Source organism: Enterococcus sp. DIV0175 (assembly GCF_050529075.1).
In the GTDB taxonomy this organism is placed as follows: domain Bacteria; phylum Bacillota; class Bacilli; order Lactobacillales; family Enterococcaceae; genus Enterococcus_B; species Enterococcus_B thailandicus.
Genome location: NZ_CP172880.1, coordinates 466,586 through 489,613, shown reverse-complemented (window position 1 = coordinate 489,613; position 23,028 = coordinate 466,586). Strand labels below are relative to the sequence as shown.

The following is a 23,028-nucleotide window of genomic DNA, read 5'->3' as shown; positions in this document are numbered from 1 at the left end:
GTTAGACACTTTTCTTCGTTTTTATCAAACAAAACAATCCTAATTTTTTCTTTTTTTCTATATACTAGAATAGAACGGTTTTAAGAAACGAATTTTAAAGGAGAGAACTGACATGAAAATTGCTATCGCTGGTGCAGGCGCAATGGGTAGCCGAATCGGACTAATGCTTCATCAAAGTGGGAATGACGTGATTTTGATTGATCGTTGGCCCGAACATATTGAAGCTATTCGAGAACATGGCTTGGTTGCAGACTTCAATGGAGAAGAAGTTGTTGCCAAAATTCCTATTTATTCACCTGAAGAATTGATTGAAAGTCAAACACAAGTTGATTTGATCGTTGCATTAACTAAAGCAAATCAATTAGACGACATGTTCCACGCAATCCAATCAATTATTACTGAAAAGACCCATGTTCTTTGTTTATTGAATGGTTTAGGACATGAAGATGTGTTAGAAAAATATGTTCCTAAGAAAAACATTTTATTTGGTATCACAATGTGGACTGCCGGTTTGGATGGACCAGGGAAAGTAACCTTATTGGGAAATGGTGAAATCGAATTAGAAAATCTTGAACCTGAGGGCGAAACTTTTGCGCATGAAGTCGTTCGTGTTTTTGACGAAGCAAACCTAAATCCGGTCTATAGTCGAAATGTTCGTTATTCGATTTGGCGTAAAGCTTGTGTCAACGGTACACTAAATGGCTTATGTACGATTTTAGACTGCAACATCGCTGGCTTTGGGGAACAACCCGTCGCAAATGAGATTGTTGAGACAATTGTTGCAGAATTTGCTGCTGTTGCTGCTGAAGAAGGGATTCAGCTTGACCAACCAGAAGTCAACGAGCACATTGCAGCAACTTATGATCCTGCAAATATCGGTCTTCATTACCCTTCAATGTATCAAGACTTAATCAAAAATCATCGTTTGACTGAAATTGATTATATAAATGGTGCTGTTTGGCGCAAAGGACAAAAATATGGTATTCAAACACCTTATTGTGCTTTCTTAACGCAACTCGTTCATGCAAAAGAAGGCCTTTTGGGGGCAAAATAGAAAAAAGAGCTGTGACATCAGTTGATTTTGTCGCAGCTCTTTTCTATTTTTACTTTATTCATAAAAAATCTATACAAACTTTGGAATAAGCTAACTTTTAGATTTACTCAAAGTAGCTACATTGTTATTATTTATTTGAAGTCTTACTTCATTCGGTTCATCATAATCTGAATACTCAAAATACCAAATCAGTTTACCATTTTCTGAAGAGCTATTTAATAATTTGTGTTCGTTCACTTTTCCCTTTTTTACTGAAACAAGTTTTATATCTGTTGTGTTTTTAGCAAACTCAAAAGGATCTATTTCTACTCTAAACATCGTTGGAAAAGCTTGCCCTTTTACTAACTCACCGTTTTCTACTATCGTTCCCGTATATCTTATTTCCGGAAAATTTTCTACATTTCTTGTGCTCAGCGGTAACTCCCATTTCCCTTCAGTTGTTACAGTTTCTACATGTGAAAATCCCTGCTTAACTTTTTTAGTATTTCCTTGAATCGTTCCTGTGATTTTAGTAATTTCTATCTTTTGCTTATCCTCTGCAGCTAAAAATTCAGTCTGATAATTATTTAAAAAATAAGTAATTTCTAAAGTCCGATTTTTTTTATCAAAAAATTGATTTTGAGTGTATGCCCCTACCATAGAGCCGTCATTCGTGTCATTGGAAAATAATATATTACTCTTGTCTTTGACTGAAAATCCTAAACTGTAATAGTTAATCTCAGGTGAGAGTAACTTTGAATTTTTAGGAAAACTAATACTAAAATGTAGACCTATTTGCTTTTTATCCATATATGATTCTTCTAAACTAATCTTTATTTCCTTACTTTGCGAGTGACTGTTGTCAGCAACAATAAAATTTTCTTCTCTCAATTTTTCGGACGAGAATGAGCCAAATTTCAAGTAATTTATGGCTTGTGTTATCGGAGAAATTCCAATAATTATTGACAAGGTGATTAGCAAAACTACACTTAACATAATCTTTTTGGTAAATCTATGTTTGATACCTTTACTAAGCTTGATTTTTGAATAAGCTACATCTACTTTATGTCTTACCAAAAAAGGAATTTCTATATCCTCTTTTTTCAAATTTTCCAATTTCTTTTCAAATTTCTGACTCATTAGATTTTATTCTCCTTTCAAATACTCTCTTTTTAGCAACTCTTTTCCCCTATAAATACGTGATTTAACAGTTCCTAATGGCTCATCTATAATTGTGCTGATTTCTTTATAAGAAAATCCGCTATAGTAATAAAGTAATAATGGTGTTTTATAAATTGGATTCAATTCTGTAATTAAATCACCCAACTTATCATTTTCAGTATTTTCTGTCGTAAATTTTTCATATGAATAATCTGGATCGTGAAACGAATATACATTATTTTTCTTTAGTATTTTATAGCATTCGTTAATCAAAATTTTGGTAATCCATGAATAAAAATATTTGGGCTGTCGCAACCCATTTATCTTTTTAAATGCAATGAGCATCGTCTCTTGTAAGGCATCTGCTGAATCTTCTATGTTCAAGTAACGTTTAGCAACCCCATATAATACTATTTCGTATTGCTTAACCAATTGTACAAATGCTTCTCCATCACCTTTTTGTGCTTTCTTTACTAACCAAGTTTCCTTTAACAACTAACATTCACCTTCCCTTTATGTACACACTCTATTAGAGGAAATAAAGTAGCTAAAAGTTCCACAAATAAAAAAACAATCTATGACAAATTTATCATAGATTGCTTAATCGTATTGTGGCTTAGTTGCCGAATTTAATCAACATTTCCAACCCAATAATATGTTCCGTCTTGAGGATTATGATTAAAGTAGCACTGTGTGCCATTTAAGTATAAATAAGCATTCTTGTTTATTAATGTTCCTTCAGCAAATCCTGAATCTAGTGTGTTCCAAGCTTGTGTCCCAGTTCCGATTACTCCACCATCATTATGAGATTCCCAACGTAATAATGGTCCTGCAGAATTTATTGCTTTGAATAAATATCCTGCAAATCGCCAACCACTTCCTGAAAAGTAATCTGATGTGTAACTTGCTCCATAAGAAAGACCTCTAACTGTTGAAGGTGGGGTAGCTCTTCTTGGTTGAAGATTGAGGGGAGCAACAAAATCATCTGATTCTAGCACTTGGTCCATTTTATCTTTTAATTTCCCCCATGTAGTAGCACTGGAATCTGTCTCACTATTGTAATAAGCAACTACTTCACCTGTGATAGCAGAAGTTTCAATCATTTCTCCATGAAGAAATCCACCATCAGGTATCAGTAGGATACTTGCATCATCAGAATATCTATTATAGATTTCTTCTTGAGTGACAGGACCCGATAATGGTTTACCAATTCTTTCAGCTGCATGAACATCCTTACTTACACTCACACATAATCCAACACTTGCAAATATGGAAAGTAATAAAAACTTAGTCCATTTCATAACCATCCTTCTTCCTATTGTTATCGTTATTATAAATCTCAAAAGCAAGCGCTTACCATATTTATATAATAACTCTTATCCTTTCATTAAAAAACATTATTAATGTTTTTCAATGAAAATAAACCAACTTTTAAATAATCCTGCTATTATGTGTCTTTTTGCACCAATAACTAATAAAGTTTCTAAAAAGGAGCTAAAAAAGATTTTATCCTGTAGTGTTCTCTTACCGAATGAAAAAGCAAGTTCTACTAACTTTAAAAAAAGAAATTACGACTTATATATATTTAAGTCGTAATTTCTTTTTATTTTCACCCTAAGTATCAGCTATTTGTAGTTGTCCTCACTTTTTCAATCTTTCCAGCAAATCTGCCCGGTACTCATAGCGCTCAAAAAGTAGTTCATCAGTAGCCAAGAAGCGCTTAGCCCAGTTTGGCGCATCAAAGAAATCAAGAATTTCTGGCGAAACTGACTGATAGGGCTGGTTAAGAAATTCGGGTAATTCATCCAAAGATCGTTGCGACAATAAAAAGATATTATCTGGATGGTAACATTGATAATCAAAAATCACATCGTTTCCAGTCACCAATTTCTTCTGGAAGTACATGGATTCAAATGTCCGCAATGTTACGCCCTGTTGTCCTGCACGAAGCAACTCTAAAATTCCCCGGCTTTTTGCCACTAATCTCAAATATTCCGAGTAACTTAAATAGCCAACTTGTTCGTTACCTCTCAATGGTAAAATAAAATAATTAGTCGTTACACCTCTTGCTGAAAAATCTGCTCGGTACTGTTCAGCAAGATTCTTTCGTCCATTATCAGTCGCACCAAAAAATAAATCTGTTGTGATTTGTTCCTTGGGTAGTTGGACATTTACAGAATAGAAGGAGCTATTGTGCTTCAAACCTAACTCATGTGCTTCCAGCGCATCAAAATGATAAACTTCATCAATCGCTGAATCCTTTTGTACTTGTTCCAATAATTCATAATGTTCTTTTTTAAAGTGATTCCAAAAGAAAACAACTATTTTTGCCTGAGTCAACGGACGAACTTGAGTAGCCATCGCCACTTCAAATCCAAAATCCAAAAAAATAATCAGTTGATATTGGCGAAACTTTGCAGCATTCATTCGTAAAAACTGTTCATCAAATAAGTCTTTTCCAGAAATCACTTCGAAAGAGTCGATGAAAGGAAAAAAATATAAGTTTTTATCTTTTGCGACGAGTAAAATTTCATGAGTATCAGCCATTTCATTCTCCTCACTTTCCCATAAAGAATTTTCCTAATCATAGCTCTTATAGAAATAGAAAAGCGAATATTATGCTCTGAATGAATAAAATTAGTCTCTCTTTTTATCCATTCTTTTCGTTTTTATCTTTCAATTTTATGACGATTTGATTAAAGTATCCAAAAAATTTTTTAGAATAGTTGAAATTGTCAGAATATTTGGTATTATTAAGCAACGTTATTTTTTATTCATGAAACACGTACAGAAAAGAGGTTGCTTATGGAAAATACAAAACTAAAAAAACAAATGAGTTCGCGTCACATTACGATGCTAGCATTAGGTGGCGCGATTGGTGCAGGTTTATTTAAAGGGAGTGGTGAAGCAATTAACATCGCAGGTCCCTCCGTCTTATTAGCATTTGCTATTGGCGGCATCGTTTTATTTATTGTTATGACTGGATTAGGAAAACTTGTTTTAGATGGTGAGAACCAGCATGGCCTTTCTGGATTGATCCGCCCTTATCTTGGTGACCACTCTGCTGACTTTATTGATTGGGTTTACTGGTCATTATGGATGATCAACATTATTGCAGAAGCTGTAGCAGCTGCATCTTTTTTACAGCTTTGGTTTCCTAATATCCCTGCGTGGATCTTCGTGTTGATTTTAGCAGTCCTCACAACACTGATTAATCTCTATTCCGTGAGACTTTTTGCTGAGACAGAATATTGGTTAGCTTTTGCTAAAATCAGTGTAATTATTGCACTTATTCTTTTTGGTCTTTATTTAGTTGGACAACAGATGTTTGGCCATGGCGTTTTTCCCACCTTACAACAAATGACAAATCATGGTGGCTTTGCACCGCATGGAATGAAAGGAATTATTAATTCTTTGTTAGTCGTAATTTATTCTTACGGTGGTTCTGAACTGATTGCGATTACAGTTAGTGAAGCAGATGATCCTAAAAAAGCTATTCCTAAAGCAGTCAAAGGTGTGATGGGACGAATCGTTTCCTTCTATATTATTCCTTTGTTTTTACTTTTGATTATTTTCCCTTGGAACACACTGGCTAACAGTAACGTGAGTCCTTTCGTAATGGTTTTTGAAAAAATGAATATTCCATTTGCTGCAGATATTGTCAATTTTGTCATTGTTCTAGCTTTGTTTTCTTCCATCAATTCAGGTGTCTATGCTGCTTCGCGCACGCTGTTTTTCCGATTGAAAGATAAGAAAGGAGCTGCAAAAACCTTTGCAGTCCTAAATAAACATCAAGTACCTCAACGCTCAGTTTTCTTTTGCACCAGTGTTCTTTACCTTGGTGTCATCCTTTCTTACTTTGTCGGTGATGAGTTATTTGGTTATCTAGCAGGTTCACTTTCTTATACCGTATTAGTTATTTGGTTGATGATTGTTTCTGCTGCTTTTGTTCTTTCACTAAAGAAAGGTACTTTGTTCGATAAAAGTCTCAACCTATTTGCGCTAATTGCATTGTCTTTAATTTTCATTGGTATTTTAATGACCAATATACTTGGTGTTACTTTATTGACTGCTTTACTTTACCTAATTATCTTCTTTAGTTATCGAAAACCCAAAGAACCCTTCGCCTTATCTGATCAGTCCTAGCAAAAAAGAGAGGTGACAAAATTTTGACACCTCTCTTTTTTCTAATTACTAGTGTTCAAGAAGCAATTCCTCAATAGAGCTTGCATCCATTTCAAAACATGGAAAACTATTTTAATGATTGCTATCTTGTCGGAACTAGGCGTTTTGCGCCACAACCTTTATCCACGGTGTTCCCAAAACAACTCCTCGAAATAACTTACAACTGTCTAAAATATGAAATGCTATTTTTATCAGTTGCTCATTATTTTTTCGGAGCTGAACGTTTTGCGCCACAACCTTACTAGACAATTAGAGGGTAAAATCAATGATGTTTGATTTTACCCTCTAATCTTATTTTTACAGCATATTTTTCCTGTTTTTAAATACGCCGCTCTTATTCAGAAACTAATTCTGATTCATCTTCTGATTCAATTTTTGAAATACCTAAACCAGTGAAAGCACTCACCATTGAAAAGACTGGTGATAACAAACTAAAGAAAACAAATGGTAAGTACGTTAATGTTGGAACACCAAATGTACTTGCTACGAAACTACCAGCAATCCCCCAAGGAACTAAGTAGTTAATAACTGTACCACCATCTTCCAGTGTTCGTCCTAGAACAGTTGGATCAAGTCCAGCCTTTTTGAACGTGTCTTTAAATGCATTTCCTGGCAAAATGACTGACAAGAATTGTTCACCAATGAAAACGTTGACCCCGATACTTGTTAACAATGTTGTAAAAATTAACTTCGGTGTGCTGGTCATCCGCTTAGAAACAACATCCATCACAGTTGAAATCAACCCAAACTCAATTAGCAAACCACCTAGTGATAAAGTCAAGATAATCAATGCAACGGTCGGCATCATACTTTCGATTCCTCCACGACTTAGTAACGCATCAATTTGTTCATTTCCAGTATTTGCCACAAATCCTGATTCAATTACAGAAGCTAATTGATTCACAGATGTCTGCGGGTTTTGAATAAAAATCATTCCGACTGCTACAGCAATATTCAATAAAATAGTTAAGATGGCTGGTACCTTTCTCCATGCACATACTAACATCAAAACAAGTGGAATCAATGACCAAAATGAAATTGTAAAATTGGCTTCTAACGTATTTGTGACTTCACGGATAGCTGAAAGACTTGCACCTTTATCCGTGTGGCCTAAGAACATGAATAAGAAAAACGAAAGTACGAATGCCGGAACAGTTGACCACATCATATGTTTGATATGTTTAAATAAATCTGCATCGACAATCGCTGCTGCCAAGTTCGTTGACTCTGACAACGGAGACATCTTATCTCCAAAGACAGAACCAGAAACAATGGCACCCACTACCAAAGCTGGACTTAAACCTAACGTTGTTCCGATACCGAAAAAGGCAATACCAATTGTTGACATAACTGTAAAAGCACTACCAACTGCACTCCCTACAATCGCACAAACAACAAAGACAGATGGGACAAACCATTGGACACTAATCAAATCAAACCCAATCACCATCAAGGTTGGGATAATTCCCGCTTGAATCCAAACTGCGATCAATGAACCAACTAAAATAAAAATAAAAATTGGAATAATTCCTGGTTTGATTCCATTAATAATTCCCTCATGCAACCATTCAGAAGGGTATTTCTTTACAACAGCGTAAACCATAACCATCCCGATAGCTGCTAAAATAGCAATATTTGGTGAGATTTTCAATCCCACTACCCCAACTGCAATGCTCAATACGACGACTGCTAATACTAATGTTGCTTCTACAAAACTCGGATTTGCTTTTTTCTCCATGATAATATCTCCTTTTTTAGTTAAAAATATTAGGTACTAAAAAAGAAATAATATCGAATCATCCCGCCACAATTCATTTTGGCTTCCCCCTCTGGCTAAAAATAAAAAGACCCGTTTTCAACTAAGGACGAATTGCTCCGCGGTACCACCTTAATTAAAAACAGATCTGTTTTTCACTTTAAATAACATATTTTATTTTTTGAACTTTTCATGTAATTCGTTAGCATGGCTTGATCGGTTCGCAGCAACCACCGACTTTCTGAACAAAACACCTCTGCTACTACTGTTGAAAAGATGACTTTCATGAAGCTTACATCCTCAAGAAATATTTGTCAACAAAAAAATCTGATTTATTTTTCTGTGCTCAAAATAAAAGATAACATTTTAGAAAGAAGATCCCTGTTCTTTCTTCTTAGCAAGCTGTTCTTGATGCTCTTTTTTGATTGTGGTTAATGTTTCTGGTTGTTGAAGCAAATCAAGTGCTGTTTTTGCCAAAAGCTCTGCTGCAATCGCAATTGATGCTAGTCCCTTTTCGCTTCTTGCTGCTGCTTTGAATTCAGTCGAATGACCTGCAATATACGTATCAGAGATGGAGACAGTTGGTTGAATCGTCGGGATTACCTGACTAACATTTCCAACATCAGATGAACCTAGACTTGTACGCTGTTGAGTTTCAATTTCTTCGTCTGGAATACCAAGTTCTTGAAGATGTTCAAAAAAGAGTTCATCAAACGCTGGGGTGACAACCACATCATCGACTGCATTTTGGAACAACCCAAATTCATAAGAGGTACCTGTACTGAGTGCCGCACCTTTCACAATGTTTTCAACTTTTTGAGATACTTCGTCCAACGTTTCACGGTTAGCTGCCCGCAAGTAGAAACGTCCAGCCGCATATTCAGGGATGACATTAGCAGCAACTCCACCGTCGGTAATAATACCATGGATATTGACATCCTTTGGTAAATGCAAGCGTAATCCGTTAATCCCATTGAACACTTGAATTAATGCTTCAAGTGCATTGATTCCTTTTTCCGGTGCTCCTGCAGCATGGGAGGCAACTCCATAAAATTTGATATCTACTGGATCATTTGCTAAAGATTCTGTGGTTTTTCCATAACGATAGGCTGGATGAACGCAAAGTGCTGCATCCACGTCTTCAAAAAATCCTTCGCGAACAAAACTTCCCTTCGCTGAGCCATTTTCACCACCTTCTTCACCAGGCGTACCATAGACTCGAATCTCCCCACCAAATTCATTGGTCCATTCCTTCACTGCGCTAGCCGCTAATACTGAATACGTTCCAAATAAATTGTGCCCACATGCGTGCCCAATGCCCGGTAATGCGTCAAACTCGGCTAAAAAAACGAGGGTTGGACCAGGTTTTCCTGAAGCATAACGAGCGTCAAAACCTGTTCGATGACCCGCAACTTCTTTTTCAACAGTAAACCCTTCTTTTTCCAGCTGTTTAATCAATGCCTCTGAGGAGAAAAATTCATAGTTACTGACTTCTGGATAATCGTGGATCGTTAATGCTAACTCTTGATATTCTGGCAATCTTTCAGCAATAAATTCTTTTACAGATGTTGTCGTTTGTGTTGTACTCATAAAAAATTCCTCCCTTAGTTTTGGCTGATTTATTTACGTCCAAATGTTTCCCATGCAGGAATGCTTGAACCTTTTGATGTTTTTTCGATTACTTTAGCTGTATCTTCTGTTTGATATGCGTCGACAATTTTTTGATATGTTTTATTTTTTTCATCTTCTTTTCTTGCAACAATGATGTTGACATAAGGACGAGCATTTTCATCGACAGGTTCTAAGAAAATTGCATCGCTCGTTGGATTAAATCCTGCATCGACTGCGACACCACTATTAATGACGGAAATATCTACATCAGATAATGCACGTGCTGTTTGTGAAGCATCCAATTCAGAAATCACTAGATTTTTCTTGTTTTCAGTAATATCCGAAACAGTTGGTGCTGGTCCTTTTGAGTCATCTACTTTGATTAAGCCAGCCGTTTGTAATAACAATAAGGCACGGCCACCATTAGTCACATCATTAGGAATGGCAACCTTTGCACCATCTTTCAGCTCTGTTATTTTTTTGAGTGAATTTGAGTAAATACCTAATGGCGCATTGACTGTATTTCCAATGGAAACTAAATCTGTTCCATGTTCTTCATTATAGTTATCTAAAAAGAACTGATGTTGAAAAGCATTCAAATCGACTGAGCCATCTGCTAATGCCGCATTTGGTTGGTTGTAGTCGGTAAATTTAACATATTCCAAATTGATATTTTCTTTTTTCAAGCGATCTTTCACGTCATCCCAAACATCTGTATCTTCACCAATCACACCTAGTTTAACGGTTGTTTCTTTTGATTTATCAGTGGTTTCAGCTGATCCTTTACTACATCCTGCTAACCAAACCACGGCAATAAGTGCAACTGCTACTAAACGAATAATTTTTTTCATCTCTTTTTCCCCCAATTAATGACTAATTTTTTTTATAATTTGATTACTAATAAATTGACTTAAAAATACCAAAAGTAAAATCAATAAGGTCGCAACAATCGTGACATCTGTTTGGAATCGATTGTACCCTCGAGAAATAGCTAAATTTCCTAATCCTCCGGCACCGACCGCGCCTGCCATCGTGGTCAAACCAATTACATTGATAATCGTCAAAGCAGATACTCTGACAATTCCTGGTAATCCTTCTAATAAATAAACTCGTACGATAATTCCAAATGGGCTCGTTCCCATTGATTCTGCTGCTTCGATTACTCCAGGATCAACTTCTAACAATGCATTTTCAATTTGCCTAGCAAAAAATGGTACGACGCCCACAATCAGTGGAACTAATGCTGCTTTGGCACCGATTGTCGTCCCAACAAAAAAGCGAGTAGTAAGTGCTAAAAGCGACAATAAAATAATAAACGGTATCGAACGAATAATATTGATTGCTTTATCTAAAATTTCATAGAATAACCGATGTGCTAATAATCCATTTGGGCGAGTCACAACTAGAATCACACCAAGCGCAATTCCAATAATTCCAGAAATTAATGCCGTCCAAAATGACATATATAGCGTCTGCTTCGTTGCTTCAATAAATTCATCAGGAATCGCAGAAGCATTTGGTAAATATGTTTCTAGGAATTTGGTCATGTTATCTTCCCCCTTCAATCACTTTTATTTGTTCATTACGTTCACTCTTCTTCAATACTTGAACTGTCACACCTTGTTCAAATAAAAAGTCTAAAGCTTTTTGTCGTTGATTTAATTCACCCGCCAAAGTCACAATCAAACTCCCCAGCGGGACATCTTGAAGCAATTCAATGTTTCCGTAAAGAATGTTGGTCGTTACTTGATATTTACTGTAAAGTTGGGCGATTAGTGGCTCATTGGTTTGCTCTCCAACGTAAGACAGTTCCACTAACCATTTATCATTGGTTTGCTCAGCAAAATCCGGATAAGCAGTAATTGTTTCTAGCGCCTGATCGATATGTGTTGCTGTTCGGATAAAATCTTTTGTTAATGCTTGTTTCGGACGACTAAATATCTGAATACTACTTCCTTGTTCAATAATTTTTCCCTCCTCCATCACCGCTACTTTGTTGCAAACTTCTTTGACTACTTGCATTTCATGAGTAATCAGCACGATGGTTAAGCCTAATTTTTGATTTAGTTGTTTCAATAAAGCTAAAATTTGAAGCGTCGTTTTTGGATCCAAAGCGCTAGTTGCCTCATCACATAATAAAATTTCAGGATCATTGGCTAAAGCTCGGGCAATTGCCACGCGTTGTTTTTGCCCGCCGGATAATTGATTTGGATACGCATTAGCTTTATCTGAAAGACCTACCAAATCCAATAATTCAGTCACTTTTTGTTGACGTTCCTGTTTAGATTTCCCTGTGTATTTCAATGAAAAATCAACGTTATCAAAAATTGACCGACTGTTCATCAAATTAAAATGTTGAAAAATCATTCCGATCTTTCTTCTTTTTTCACGTAACTTTTTTGGTGAGAGCTTGGTTAGTTCCACATCGTTGATCCAAACTTCACCATCACTTGGTGGTTGAAGTAAATTGATTACTCGAACCAATGTACTTTTCCCGGCTCCAGAATAACCAACAATTCCAAAAACATCTCCCTCATCAATCGTTAGATTCACAGAATCTACTGCGCGAATCTCCTGCCCCTTTTGTTGAAAGGTGACAGATATATTTCGTAAATCAATCATTCTTTCTCCTCCCTTATCGATACTAAAAAAAAAGCATCCTCAAGCAAACGACTAGTGTCATTTACTTGAGGACGCCTTTTTGCGTGTTACCACCTCATGTTCGAACTGTACTCACGCACAATTCCTCTTCAAGTACAAACATACTCTAGCGTGCTATCGGACGCAGCCGTCACCGCCTTACAAATTGCTCGGGGTGAATCGCTCAATGGCCATTTTCCAAAAGTTTAATCTTACTTCTTCTCAGCATTTCGAAGCTCTCTGTTAAAGACTTTACCAATGTACTTACCATTTCATCGCGAAAAATATATAAAAAAAGTCCTTTTACTAGCAAATGCTAGTAAAAGGACGACGTATCGTGTTACCACCTTTATTCGGAAGTTTCCTTCCCTCAGCCCAACGTCTCATCTGTAATGAGAGATTGGTGTTCGTTTTAACGGTCGAACGAATCCGAATTTGCCTACTTATCGACAAATTTTTCTCCAAGGCCATTTTCAACTTTTCTTATACTGAACTCTTTTCACCAGCCAGAGTCTCTCTACGCAGTCTCCAAGTTTACTTTCCTTTTCATCGAAAAATTATTTGGTTGTTGACGATTAATTTACAGGATGAACAAATGAAAGTCAAGCATAAAATTTATTCTTTTTTTCTAAGAATTTTTTGCTGTTTTTTTATTCACAAAATCAATAACAATTTTCAAATCTTTTCCTTGTTCGATAATTTGCAAGTTTTCTTTGTCTTTTTCCGAATAATTTCGTTCAAAACTTGAGTCAGGTATCAGAAATACGCCCATGCCTGCGCGAGAAGCTGAAGTTGCACCCACTAATGAATCTTCGACTGCAAAAGCCTCGTTTGCTACTAATCCAGTTCGTTCTAATGCTGTTAAATAAGGAACTGGTGAAGGCTTATTTTCAGATACTTCATCCCCAAAAGTAAACGTATCAAAATAGTCCATTAATTCAAACTGATTTAAAATGGCTGTTGCTCTTTCAGTAACAGTTGTCGTTGCTAAGCCAAGTTTAAAATTCTGTTCTTTTAAATAACTCAGTACTTCTTTCGCATATGGTTTAAGCTGGATTTCTCCGGTCGTTAGTTTTTCATAAAAAAATTTTTCCCGTTTTGCTCGTACTTCTTGTACTTTTTCTGGGCTGCCAGCTAATTGGACTAAAATATCAAAACTTTGTTTCCAATTCTTTCCACCCCAAGTATTAACGATTTCTTGTGGAATCTCGATCCCAAATTGTGCAAAGCCCCAGACCCAACCATCACGATAAGCTCTTTCACTATCAACTAATAGTCCATCTAAATCAAATATTGCGCCTTTCATTTCCCCACGGTTCCTTTCAAAAAACAATATCCTTAGTTTAGCATGATTCAGTCATAAAATCATCGACTGCATGGAAGTTTCACGAAAATTATTTTATTTTTTTCATTCCAAATCAAAAAAGAGACAGAGCGCCTATGCACTCTGTCTCTAAGTAGTTATTTTCTGACATTTTTTACTTGTTTGATGTTTGCAAAGCAACTTTGTTCTTCTTGAAGTTTCTGCTCGAACACCTAACGCTTAGTTGCCGTAAAAACCGATTCCTTCGTAGCGCCAACCTAATTTCACTAAGTAATCTCTTTCTTTTGTACTCATTGTGTAATGATGCGTTCCTGTTTGTTCATTTGGATTGAACAGACGCAAGATCGCTTTTGAACCGCCAGAGTAAAAACTTAGTCCTTCATAACGCCAGCCTAGTTTTTTCAAGAAATTGATTTCTGATTGGGCTGCCGTATAATGATGGTCGCCACTGTTTGGATTATACATCCGATACACTTTTGTTCCGCTGTTTGGTGCTAACCAAGCCACACCTTCATATTTCCAACCAATTTTTGGTAAATAATTTTTTTCACCCTCATTTAGAGAATACAAATGTTCACCAGTATTTGGGTTGTATAAACGATACATTGGTGATGTAGGTACTTGAGGTTGACTGTCATACTGCGTTAAATTATAGGTTTCGATTACACTGTTTAAAGTTGTTGCATAGTTTGGTGCTGTCGCATAACGTCCCGTTAACCAGGCTGTCGCATCTTTGTAAGATTTTGTGTTACTTTTCCATGCGCCCGAATAATAATAAACGCCAGATTGGAATGAAGTTGTTTTTAAAATGTGAACATTATCTTCTAGAGATTGTTTATAGGATGGATATTTTCTAAACGCAGCATTTACTGTAATCCATTGACCATTAACAAACTCCGCTGTTGGAAAAGTTACCGATTGTCCATTATAGCTACCTTTAATTCCAAATAAATTATAATTTGGTGCAGAAGCTAATTGACTCTTTCCCCAACCACTTTCCACAATCGCTTGAGCAATCATGACAGAAGCATACAAATCATTTTGGCTTGCTAGCGTTCTTGCAGAGGGAGCCACGCTGTCAATGAATTGCTGTTGTGTATTTGATGATGAACGTGCAAAGCGTGAAGCAATAGAAACTTCAAATTGTGAAAGGTCTGTTTGCGTTGTGTGAACAAGTACCTCTCCGTCATCCAACTGATTCTCCACTGTTTCTGTAGCCTTTGTTGCTTCTGTTGCTTCCGTAGATTGTTCCTCTGATTCAGGAGCTGTTTCTTCCACTGCTGAACCAGTTGCTTCTGTTATTTCGCTTGATTCTACAGCAGTTGCCTCTGTTGTATTAATAGTCGAGCTATTTTGTGTCTCAAGTGCACTCTCTTGTGTTTCAGTTCCAGCTATTTGATTCTCATATGTGCTAACTGTTGATTGCGCAATTGCTTCATTGCCTGTGCCAACTTCATCTGCAAAACTCACAGGAGCAGCAGTTGAAACGATTCCGCCTAGTACCATCACACTAAGTAAAAAATTCGTTTTTTTCATTTTTTCTCCTTTATTCCTCATATTTTTTATTGGATGTATGTATCACCTATCTTTTATTTTAACAAAAAAACATATCCGCCTTAAGGGAAATTTAAAAATGACACATTCCAGTAATGTTTTGTAACTTGATTGAAACTAAAAAACACAAGCAAATGCAGAAGACTTTTCTTGAGAAAATTACTCCGCATGCTTGTGCTTTTCTTAACCTTTAAATTACAACAGTTCACCAAATTTGTGGATATAATATTTTTTAACTACCGTAACCAGTGTTAAATAAGCTAAAACTGTTACGATTAACCAAACCCAATAACTACCTGGTAATGGCATCAAACCTAGCTCTGCACCAAAACTTGTGAATGGTAAAACAGAACCAACAGCAATGCCTAACGTAGTAATTGCTGTCATAGCAAAGGTTGCGTTGCTTTGGATAAATGGTAATTTTGGTGTGCGTAACGCATGTAATACTAACGTTTGTGACCAAAGTGATTCCACAAACCAACCTGCATGGAACAACGCAATAAATGCTACTTGTTGTGTGCCATTCAACGTGTGGAAATCTCCTCCAATAACCGCTGGACAAATAACAAAGTACATCAATAAATACGTTGTAATATCAAAGACAGAACTTGTTGGACCAAAATACACCATAAACTTGCCAATACTTGAAGCTTCCCATTTTTTAGGTTTTACTAAATATTCTGGATCCATTTTATCCCATGGTAAGGAAATGCAAGACACATCATAAATCAAATTCAAGAATAAAATTTGTAAAGGCAACATTGGCAAGAATGGCAAAAAGGTGCTGGCTATCAAAACGGAAAACATGTTTCCAAAGTTTGAACTAGCTGTCGCTTTGATATATTTCATGATATTTCCGAATGTTTCCCGACCCGCTAATAGTCCACGCTCTAAAATCATCAAATCTTTTTCTAATAAGATGACATCTGCTGATTCTTTTGCAATATCGACAGCTGTATCAACCGAAATACCGATATCGGCCACTTTCATCGCAGGAGCATCATTGATTCCATCTCCCAAGAACCCAACTGTGTGTCCATTATTTCTAAGAGCTGTTGTTAGGCGTGCTTTTTGTTGTGGATTTAGTTTTACAAAAACATCATTTTCATCAACAACCTGTGAAAGTTGGTGATCATCCATAGAAGCAATTTTTTCTCCGGTGATTAGCTCATCGATTTCTAAGCCAACTTGACGACAAACAGAACGTGTTACTAATTCGTTATCTCCAGTCAACACTTTAACAGCCACTCCGTGATCTTTCAATGCTTGCAATGCTTGTTTCGTTGTTTCTTTTGGTGGATCAAGGAACGCTAAGTAACCAATCAACACCATGTCTGATTCATCTTTGACTGAGAATTCTCCAACTACACTAGGATTTGTTTTTTGGGCTACACCAATTACACGTAATCCATCTTCATTAAGCGCTGTTACCTTTTCTAAAACTTCCTGTTTTCTTTCCTTCGTTAAAGGTGTAACTTCTCCTTCTAAGTCAATAAACTTAGAAATGCTCAACATTTCTTCAATCGCGCCTTTGGTAATCATTTGTGTCTTGCCTGTCACATCTTCTACAACGACACTCATGCGACGACGTTCAAAATCAAATGGAATCTCATCTATTTTTCTGTAACGCGTGTTGGTTGTATCAAGGGTTTCTTCAGCTTCGTCAATAATCGCGACATCAAGTAAATTTTTCAAACCTGTTTGATAATAACTGTTTAAATACGCATGGCGTAATACCCGATTGTCTTCAGCGCCTTCACAATTCATGTGGTATTCTAAGATAATTTTATCTTGAGTTAACGTTCCTGTTTTATCAGTACATAAAACATCAATTGCGCCAAAGTTTTGAATCGCACTCAAATTTTTGATAACTGTCCCTTTTTTTGCCATCACACTAGCGCCTTTAACCAAGTTCGTCGTAACAATCATTGGTAACATTTCTGGCGTTAGACCGACTGCAACAGACAATCCAAATAAGAAAGCTTCTAGCCAATCTCCTTTAGTTAATCCATTAATGACAATCACTGTGGGTGCCATCAAAGCCATGAACTTGATCAATAACATAGATGTTTTATGGATACCTAATTCAAAGTTGGATTTAATTGGTTTTTCAGATAACGTTTGTGCTACATGACCAAACAAAGTTTGATTTCCCACAGCTACGATAATTCCTGTGGCACTTCCGCTAATTACATTACTTCCCATAAACGCTAGGTTTTCATAGCTTGTTTCATTCTTATTCCCATCTATCGCAACTACGGCATTCTTTTCAACAGGATAGCTTTCACCTGTCAAAGCTGCTTGAGAAATAAATAAATCTTTTGCAGAAAGCAATCGCATATCTGCCGGAATCATATCGCCTGCAGATAATCGAACCAAGTCACCACAGACGATTTCTTCCATTGGAATCTCTTCGTATTTGCCTTGACGTTTTACTGCAGCGGTCACTTTTACTAATGATTTTAATTTTTCAGCTGCTTGATTTGAACGAACTGATTGAATCAAAGTCATTGTGCCACTCACAATTACCATACTAAAAATAATAATTACACCGAATAGATCCTTCTCACCTGGAGCTGGTAGTAAATACTCTGTAATAAACGAAATAATCCCTAAAGCAATCAATACTAAGGTAAATGGTGTAATATAAGCCTTCAACACTTCAATTAAAAAAGGTGTTTTCTTTCCATATGAAATCGTGTTATCTCCATAGACTTCTTTTGATTGTTCGATTTGTTCTGTGCTCATTCCTTTTTCACTGCTATGGAACAAGTCAAATAATGCGCGTTCGCTTTTTTGTGCAAAATTTGCATATAATTTTTGTGTATCTTTCTTTTTTTCCATTGTATTCTCTCCCTTGTATCAGAAAAACAAACTTTTACAATTTTGTTTTTCGTATTTTTTGGGTCAAGAGAGAAGCATTTTTACATAAGTGGGCTGAAAACAGATAGATAATAGTTTCAGCAAACTTTTACTTTTCTCTAATCCCCTCGGTTTCGGTAAACTGTCATCCATTTGTTCTCATCTCCTTTATGCTTTCATAAATCTGTTCTTTTTCCTTACAAAAATTCACTCGTACTTGTCGCATCAATATCCCAACAAAAATCAGCTCCCTTACTTTGCCGGATTACTAAAATTTAAACTGTTAGGTTGGCAACAAAAAAACCTTCCACCAAAAACTCAGCGAAAGGTTGAAATAAGCACAGCAAAAAGAAGCTATTTCGATCTCATCGTTGAGTTTTGACACTATACAACGTAAAAAGCAAATACCTCTGCCTTTAGCTACCTTATGAAAAGCCTTAGATCGACAATTCCTGTTCTACCCATTGGCGTCTCTCGACATTTTTGGGCAGTAGCCTGTGTTTGTATAGGAGCCTCACCTAACAAATCTTATTTAGTTTTCCAGTGGTTACTGTAACAACGATTTACAGAAATGTCAAATCTATTTCTCAAATTTTTCCTTTTTCCCTAAATAAAGCGTATTCATTTTTTTAATTTATTTAACAAAAAAAATGTTTTTTCGAATTTCATTTGTCATAAAAGCTTTCCATTACTATAATAAAATTATAGTAATGGACAAAAGGAGTGATCTTTATGGAACACACGCTTGTGATTATCAAACCAGATGGTGTCCGTCGACATCTAATTGGCCGCATTATTCAACGATTTGAAGAAAAAGGGCTAACAATCGTTGACATGAAACTAGCAACAATGACTCCAGAACTTGCCAAAGAACACTATCAACACTTAGCTGGTCGTAGCTTTTTTCAAGAGTTAATCGACTACATGATCTCTGGACCTGTTGTTTATCTTGTACTAGAGGGCGATGATGTCATTGATATCGTCCGGAAAATGGTTGGCGCAACCAAGGCTGTGGATGCACTGCCCGGAACGATTCGCGGAGATTTTGCAGTTCCTGGAACAGCAAACATTATCCATGCTTCTGATTCTCGTGATGCTTCAAAAAATGAGATTGCTCGATTCTTCCCACCAACACATTATCAATATGAACAGGAAGCTGTGCTAGAAAGCAGCAGTTTACCATCTTAAAACACGCTATCAAAAGCTAGGATATTCTACTTCTAGCTTTTTTTATTTTTCCACAACTAACTGCTGATTAGCGTCATTCAACAATGCTTTTTCTCCAATAAAAATCCATTAAAATGACTTCTCAAAATAATCTATGTAAGTAACATTTTCTTAAATAATTGCGCCCTCCTACAGTTAGTCGATCATTCGTTCTTCTGATAACTTGAACCTATTGTAAAATATAAAGTACAATTTTGAGTGCCTGTTCACTATCTTCTCTGGGCTAAGTATTTTGCATCACAACCTTCTTCTAGATGTCCTCAAAATAATTCATAACTGTCCAAAAACATGAAAAGCTATTTTTGTCAGTTGCTCATTATTTTTTTGGAGCTGATCGCTTGAAGCCACAACCTCTATTCACGGTGTTCCCTAGCAACTCCTTCGGCAATAAGTCCTCTTTTCATAAAAATATGAGAAACTATTTTTAGAAAAGCATCCTTATTGCTTGAAGCTGACCGCTTGGAGCCACAACCTTTTTTATGGCAAAAGCACACGAAATTGCTCTTCCAACTGCCTACGTTGCTCTCTCCCCAAGCTATACTCCAAAACAGAAAACAGTTGATTGCATTCATCCTCATCAATCAACTCACCCAATCCAACAAGAATCAGTTGTTTTTGATAATTCATCATTAATGTTTCGTAAATAATTAAGTTCTTAGCTTTGGCTGCAAGGCTTCTTGCTAAATCATCATTGACATTTCGCGCTTTTTTAAATCGTTTTTTCGCAATGTAATGCGTAGTCAAATTTAACAAAAACAAATCCATATACTGATCAGGATTATTTGTCAGAGAAAAATTCCGCATTCTTTTCTTGATTTTCACATAATTACTTTCGATGAAAGACTCGCTAAATAAAAAGGGTAATTCAGCTAGAATCGTCATCTCAAATTGGCTGTATTCTTGTATTCGCATAAAGTAATCCTCAATTTTTTTACATTCATAGCGTAAAAATTCAAACTGTAGTTCTTTTTGGAGTTGACTATCTGTTTTTAAAAACATGTGGATATTCAAAACTAAGTAATATAAATCTCCTGTTTGCTTGAACCGTTTTCGATTGTTCCCTACTTCCTTGTACGGATCAAAATTTTCTTCTTGTACCTTACTAAGCAGGCGTCTGGTTCTTTTGCTTTTTGTTGGTTCTTCCAATCTATGTCGCAACACTTCATACTCTGCCAAAGAAACGTTTAGGCGAGCCAAGATTGCTTGTAATGTCGTAAATGCGATTTTTCTCACTGTTCCTTTTTCCAGACCTACTAATGATGTCTTTGAACAAATCCCCTCCGCTAACTCAGCTTGAGTTAATTTTTTACTGATCCGAAGGCTCCTAATCAATCTCCCGTCATGCATCGCTTTGTTCCTCCTCAAATTATTATTCTGTCGGTTAAATGAATGACCAACAGGTTTAGCAATTTTTCTGGTGCGTATAATGAAAAAATCACTAGGTTCACTATTTACATACGTAAAAAAGGAAAAAAATATCAAAACATAAAAAAAACTTCTGAAAAACAAAAGTTTGTTTTTCAGAAGTTTAAAGTAGCTGATTCAATTCCCAGTAGAATCTGTAATTTTTGGATATAGGTTCTTAGTCGTTTTATTTCCATTTTTTGAATAAACGCTGGTTGAAGCTTTTCCTTTTTGCTGTTCAATTGTTTCATTTTTTTCTGCTTCTTTTTGATAATCAATTTTTTGTGGATCAACTGTTGTAAATCCATCTGGCACATAAAAACGTAATAAGTTTTCTTGATTCAATTTATCTGACAAGCTTAAAGCTTTCTTCACTTTGTCTTGATCTTTCGTGATTTCTTTTTGAATACCTAGAGCTTCAGTATCTAGAATTTGCCCTGATTTATTATCATACGTTTTATTCCCCAAAACAGTGTAATTTGGAGTAACAAAATTACCATTTCTAAAAGCAACTACTTGGTCATGTTTAGCAGACAATAAATCTGTTCCAAAATGAACATAATTTTTATCATCTACACCGACCAAATGAAGTAGCGTTGGCAAAACATCAATCTCGCCACCATACGCGTGACTGACTTTCCCGTTTGTGTATCCAGGAATGTGAAGCATCAATGGCACTCGTTGCATCTGTGCATCATCGAATTCGCTCCAAGTCTTCTCATCTTTGCCTAATACTGTAGCTAAATCTTTGTTATCTGAATTTGAAATCCCAAAATGATCACCATAAATAACAAACATTGAATTTTGATAAATACCTGAGGCTTTCAAATAAGTGAAAAATTGTTCCAATGATTGGTCAAGATAATGGGCTGTTCGCACATAATTATCAACTGTACTGTTACCAGTATTTAAACCTGGAAAATCAAAATTCTTATCATCAGTATAATAAGGCGTGTGATTGGTTACAGATAAGAATTTTGTATAAAACGGCTGTTGCAAATGTTCAAGATAGCCGACTGATTCACTGAATAAATTTTTGTCTAAAATACCATAGCCTAAAGTTTCATCCGCTTCTTCAAAGTAAGAACGGTCAAAGAAATTATCATAACCCAAGTTTTTGTACACATGATCTCGATTCCAAAAACTAGCAACATTTCCGTGGAACACGGCACTTGTGTAGCCTTGGCTTTGCTTTAAAATAGCTGGTGCAGCTTGAAAAACATTATCAGAACCTAGTTCAGTAAATAACGACCCTTGTGGTAAACCAAATGTGCCCGTTTCTAGCATATTTTCAGCATCACTCGTTTTTCCTTGGCCTACTTCATGAAAGAAATTATCAAAACTAATTGTTGCTTGATTATCAAAAATACTATTAAGAAAAGGTGTCACTTCTTGACCATCAACCTTCATATTGATCAAAAATTGTTGAAAGCTTTCCAAATGGAGCACAATAATATTTTTCCCTTTTGCTATTCCAAACATACTTTTATCTGGTTCTGCGTAATGCTCTTTCGTATAATCTAAGACCTCAGTGATTCCGTTGCTACTTGCATGCGCGCGAACACTGCTTGTCATTCCCGTTTTGATGCCATCGTAAATCGTATATGCATCAATTCCTAGATACTTCACAATATAAGAACGATCGAAAGTTCTTTGTAACAATTGAGGACGGTTCGCTTCACTCAACGCTAAGTTTCCAGAAAAAATAAACACAGCCAAACAACTTATTGCAATCGCCATTGGTTTCTTAACTGGTTGACTTTTAATGGGTACATTTTTGACAATTACCCAAATGAGCAAACCAAGAAAGACCAGAATATCCAACCAATATAAAATATCGTGAGGTTTTATTAAAGAAAACGAACTTCCTGACAGTCCTTGTGACACTTTCGAAAAACCTAAAACTGATTTAACTGTAATAAAATCAGTAAATTCTCGATAAAAAATAATATTGCAATATAAAAGAGCTGTATTCAAAATATCTAAAAACAATAGTAGAAATAGCGCTGGCTTTGTTTTTTTTACATACAAAGATAGTCCAAATAATAACAGCGTCGTTGCAACTGGATTAATCCATAAAATAAATGTTTGGATGATTCCCTCGACACCCAAGGAAAAATCAATATAGTAGGCTAAAAGAGTTTTTAACCAAAAAAATACACCTGCCAAAATAACAATAAACAAACGATTTTGACACCACGTTTTGATTGGAGTCACGATTATCACTTCTCTCTATTCACTTTTGTCGTACATTTTGAACTTAAAAAATGA

17 protein-coding genes, 1 riboswitch and 2 other annotated features are annotated in these 23,028 nt (G+C 36.0%); of the genes, 3 read left to right on the top strand and 14 right to left on the bottom strand.

Going from position 1 to position 23,028, the window contains the following annotated elements:
- The first annotated feature begins 112 nt into the window (after window positions 1-112).
- Window positions 113-1,054, top strand: a complete 942-nt coding sequence (locus IGJ76_RS02375; RefSeq protein WP_071868794.1) for a 2-dehydropantoate 2-reductase — start codon at window positions 113-115, stop codon at window positions 1,052-1,054.
- Window positions 1,055-1,144: 90 nt separating this feature from the next.
- On the opposite strand, the gene IGJ76_RS02370 is transcribed toward IGJ76_RS02375, so the two are convergent.
- The 4 genes from IGJ76_RS02370 to IGJ76_RS02355 form a co-directional block, all read right to left on the bottom strand.
- Window positions 1,145-2,173, bottom strand: coding sequence for a hypothetical protein (locus IGJ76_RS02370; protein ID WP_270346327.1), 1,029 nt, complete (start codon window positions 2,171-2,173; stop codon window positions 1,145-1,147).
- 6 nt (window positions 2,174-2,179) lie between these two features.
- Window positions 2,180-2,689 (bottom strand): RNA polymerase sigma factor, encoded by a 510-nt coding sequence (locus IGJ76_RS02365; protein ID WP_270346328.1) that lies wholly within the window; start codon window positions 2,687-2,689, stop codon window positions 2,180-2,182.
- 134 nt (window positions 2,690-2,823) lie between these two features.
- Window positions 2,824-3,495 carry a hypothetical protein gene (locus IGJ76_RS02360; RefSeq protein ID WP_430596710.1) on the bottom strand — a complete coding sequence of 224 codons (672 nt, stop codon included), beginning with the start codon at window positions 3,493-3,495 and terminating at the stop codon, window positions 2,824-2,826.
- 340 nt (window positions 3,496-3,835) lie between these two features.
- Window positions 3,836-4,741 (bottom strand): oligosaccharide biosynthesis protein Alg14, encoded by a 906-nt coding sequence (locus IGJ76_RS02355; protein ID WP_430596709.1) that lies wholly within the window; start codon window positions 4,739-4,741, stop codon window positions 3,836-3,838.
- A 258-nt stretch (window positions 4,742-4,999) separates the two neighbouring features.
- Here IGJ76_RS02355 and IGJ76_RS02350 point away from each other — a divergent pair, with 258 nt between their 5' ends.
- Window positions 5,000-6,340, top strand: coding sequence for an amino acid permease (locus IGJ76_RS02350; RefSeq protein WP_285603152.1), 1,341 nt, complete (start codon window positions 5,000-5,002; stop codon window positions 6,338-6,340).
- A gap of 373 nt (window positions 6,341-6,713) precedes the next feature.
- Here IGJ76_RS02350 and nhaC read toward each other — a convergent pair whose 3' ends face one another.
- From nhaC to mgtA, 8 genes are all read right to left on the bottom strand, one after another.
- Window positions 6,714-8,117, bottom strand: a complete 1,404-nt coding sequence (gene nhaC / locus IGJ76_RS02345; protein ID WP_067485226.1) for a Na+/H+ antiporter NhaC — start codon at window positions 8,115-8,117, stop codon at window positions 6,714-6,716.
- 384 nt (window positions 8,118-8,501) lie between these two features.
- Entirely contained in the window at window positions 8,502-9,725 is a 1,224-nt protein-coding gene (locus IGJ76_RS02340) for a M20 family metallopeptidase (protein ID WP_430596708.1), read from the bottom strand.
- Window positions 9,726-9,754: 29 nt separating this feature from the next.
- Window positions 9,755-10,597, bottom strand: coding sequence for a MetQ/NlpA family ABC transporter substrate-binding protein (locus tag IGJ76_RS02335; RefSeq protein WP_430596707.1), 843 nt, complete (start codon window positions 10,595-10,597; stop codon window positions 9,755-9,757).
- A 15-nt stretch (window positions 10,598-10,612) separates the two neighbouring features.
- Window positions 10,613-11,293 (bottom strand): methionine ABC transporter permease, encoded by a 681-nt coding sequence (locus IGJ76_RS02330; RefSeq protein WP_067485236.1) that lies wholly within the window; start codon window positions 11,291-11,293, stop codon window positions 10,613-10,615.
- Between the two features lies 1 nt (window position 11,294).
- Window positions 11,295-12,368, bottom strand: coding sequence for a methionine ABC transporter ATP-binding protein (locus tag IGJ76_RS02325; RefSeq protein WP_067485239.1), 1,074 nt, complete (start codon window positions 12,366-12,368; stop codon window positions 11,295-11,297).
- A gap of 64 nt (window positions 12,369-12,432) precedes the next feature.
- Window positions 12,433-12,671, bottom strand: a binding site (T-box leader).
- Between the two features lie 35 nt (window positions 12,672-12,706).
- Window positions 12,707-12,945 (bottom strand) — a binding site (T-box leader).
- A 69-nt stretch (window positions 12,946-13,014) separates the two neighbouring features.
- Window positions 13,015-13,692 (bottom strand): HAD family hydrolase, encoded by a 678-nt coding sequence (locus tag IGJ76_RS02320; RefSeq protein WP_071868790.1) that lies wholly within the window; start codon window positions 13,690-13,692, stop codon window positions 13,015-13,017.
- Window positions 13,693-13,929: 237 nt separating this feature from the next.
- Entirely contained in the window at window positions 13,930-15,246 is a 1,317-nt protein-coding gene (locus tag IGJ76_RS02315) for a glycoside hydrolase family 73 protein (protein ID WP_075491875.1), read from the bottom strand.
- Window positions 15,247-15,459: 213 nt separating this feature from the next.
- Window positions 15,460-18,108 (bottom strand): magnesium-translocating P-type ATPase, encoded by a 2,649-nt coding sequence (gene mgtA, locus IGJ76_RS02310; protein WP_430596706.1) that lies wholly within the window; start codon window positions 18,106-18,108, stop codon window positions 15,460-15,462.
- A 374-nt stretch (window positions 18,109-18,482) separates the two neighbouring features.
- A riboswitch (M-box (ykoK) riboswitch) is annotated at window positions 18,483-18,659 on the bottom strand.
- A gap of 199 nt (window positions 18,660-18,858) precedes the next feature.
- Between mgtA and ndk the strand changes: the two genes are divergently transcribed.
- Window positions 18,859-19,314: a nucleoside-diphosphate kinase gene (gene ndk, locus IGJ76_RS02305; protein ID WP_067485251.1), complete on the top strand. Its 456-nt coding sequence runs from the start codon at window positions 18,859-18,861 to the stop codon at window positions 19,312-19,314.
- Between the two features lie 516 nt (window positions 19,315-19,830).
- Here the strand turns inward: ndk and IGJ76_RS02300 are convergent.
- Window positions 19,831-20,700, bottom strand: a complete 870-nt coding sequence (locus tag IGJ76_RS02300) for a helix-turn-helix domain-containing protein (RefSeq protein WP_067485253.1) — start codon at window positions 20,698-20,700, stop codon at window positions 19,831-19,833.
- Window positions 20,701-20,895: 195 nt separating this feature from the next.
- Window positions 20,896-22,983, bottom strand: a complete 2,088-nt coding sequence (locus IGJ76_RS02295) for an LTA synthase family protein (RefSeq protein WP_430596705.1) — start codon at window positions 22,981-22,983, stop codon at window positions 20,896-20,898.
- Between the last annotated feature and the right edge of the window lie 45 nt (window positions 22,984-23,028).

Excerpts from the sequence above, each read along its gene's own strand:
- IGJ76_RS02375 (WP_071868794.1), top strand. The coding sequence starts at position 113 with ATGAAAATTGCTATCGCTGGTGCAGGCGCAATGGGTAGCCGAATCGGA.
- IGJ76_RS02370 (WP_270346327.1), bottom strand. The coding sequence starts at position 2,173 with ATGAGTCAGAAATTTGAAAAGAAATTGGAAAATTTGAAAAAAGAGGAT.
- IGJ76_RS02360 (WP_430596710.1), bottom strand. The coding sequence starts at position 3,495 with ATGAAATGGACTAAGTTTTTATTACTTTCCATATTTGCAAGTGTTGGA.
- IGJ76_RS02355 (WP_430596709.1), bottom strand. The coding sequence starts at position 4,741 with ATGGCTGATACTCATGAAATTTTACTCGTCGCAAAAGATAAAAACTTA.
- IGJ76_RS02350 (WP_285603152.1), top strand. The coding sequence starts at position 5,000 with ATGGAAAATACAAAACTAAAAAAACAAATGAGTTCGCGTCACATTACG.
- nhaC (WP_067485226.1), bottom strand. The coding sequence starts at position 8,117 with ATGGAGAAAAAAGCAAATCCGAGTTTTGTAGAAGCAACATTAGTATTA.
- IGJ76_RS02340 (WP_430596708.1), bottom strand. The coding sequence starts at position 9,725 with ATGAGTACAACACAAACGACAACATCTGTAAAAGAATTTATTGCTGAA.
- IGJ76_RS02335 (WP_430596707.1), bottom strand. The coding sequence starts at position 10,597 with ATGAAAAAAATTATTCGTTTAGTAGCAGTTGCACTTATTGCCGTGGTT.
- IGJ76_RS02330 (WP_067485236.1), bottom strand. The coding sequence starts at position 11,293 with ATGACCAAATTCCTAGAAACATATTTACCAAATGCTTCTGCGATTCCT.
- IGJ76_RS02325 (WP_067485239.1), bottom strand. The coding sequence starts at position 12,368 with ATGATTGATTTACGAAATATATCTGTCACCTTTCAACAAAAGGGGCAG.
- IGJ76_RS02320 (WP_071868790.1), bottom strand. The coding sequence starts at position 13,692 with ATGAAAGGCGCAATATTTGATTTAGATGGACTATTAGTTGATAGTGAA.
- IGJ76_RS02315 (WP_075491875.1), bottom strand. The coding sequence starts at position 15,246 with ATGAAAAAAACGAATTTTTTACTTAGTGTGATGGTACTAGGCGGAATC.
- mgtA (WP_430596706.1), bottom strand. The coding sequence starts at position 18,108 with ATGGAAAAAAAGAAAGATACACAAAAATTATATGCAAATTTTGCACAA.
- ndk (WP_067485251.1), top strand. The coding sequence starts at position 18,859 with ATGGAACACACGCTTGTGATTATCAAACCAGATGGTGTCCGTCGACAT.
- IGJ76_RS02300 (WP_067485253.1), bottom strand. The coding sequence starts at position 20,700 with ATGCATGACGGGAGATTGATTAGGAGCCTTCGGATCAGTAAAAAATTA.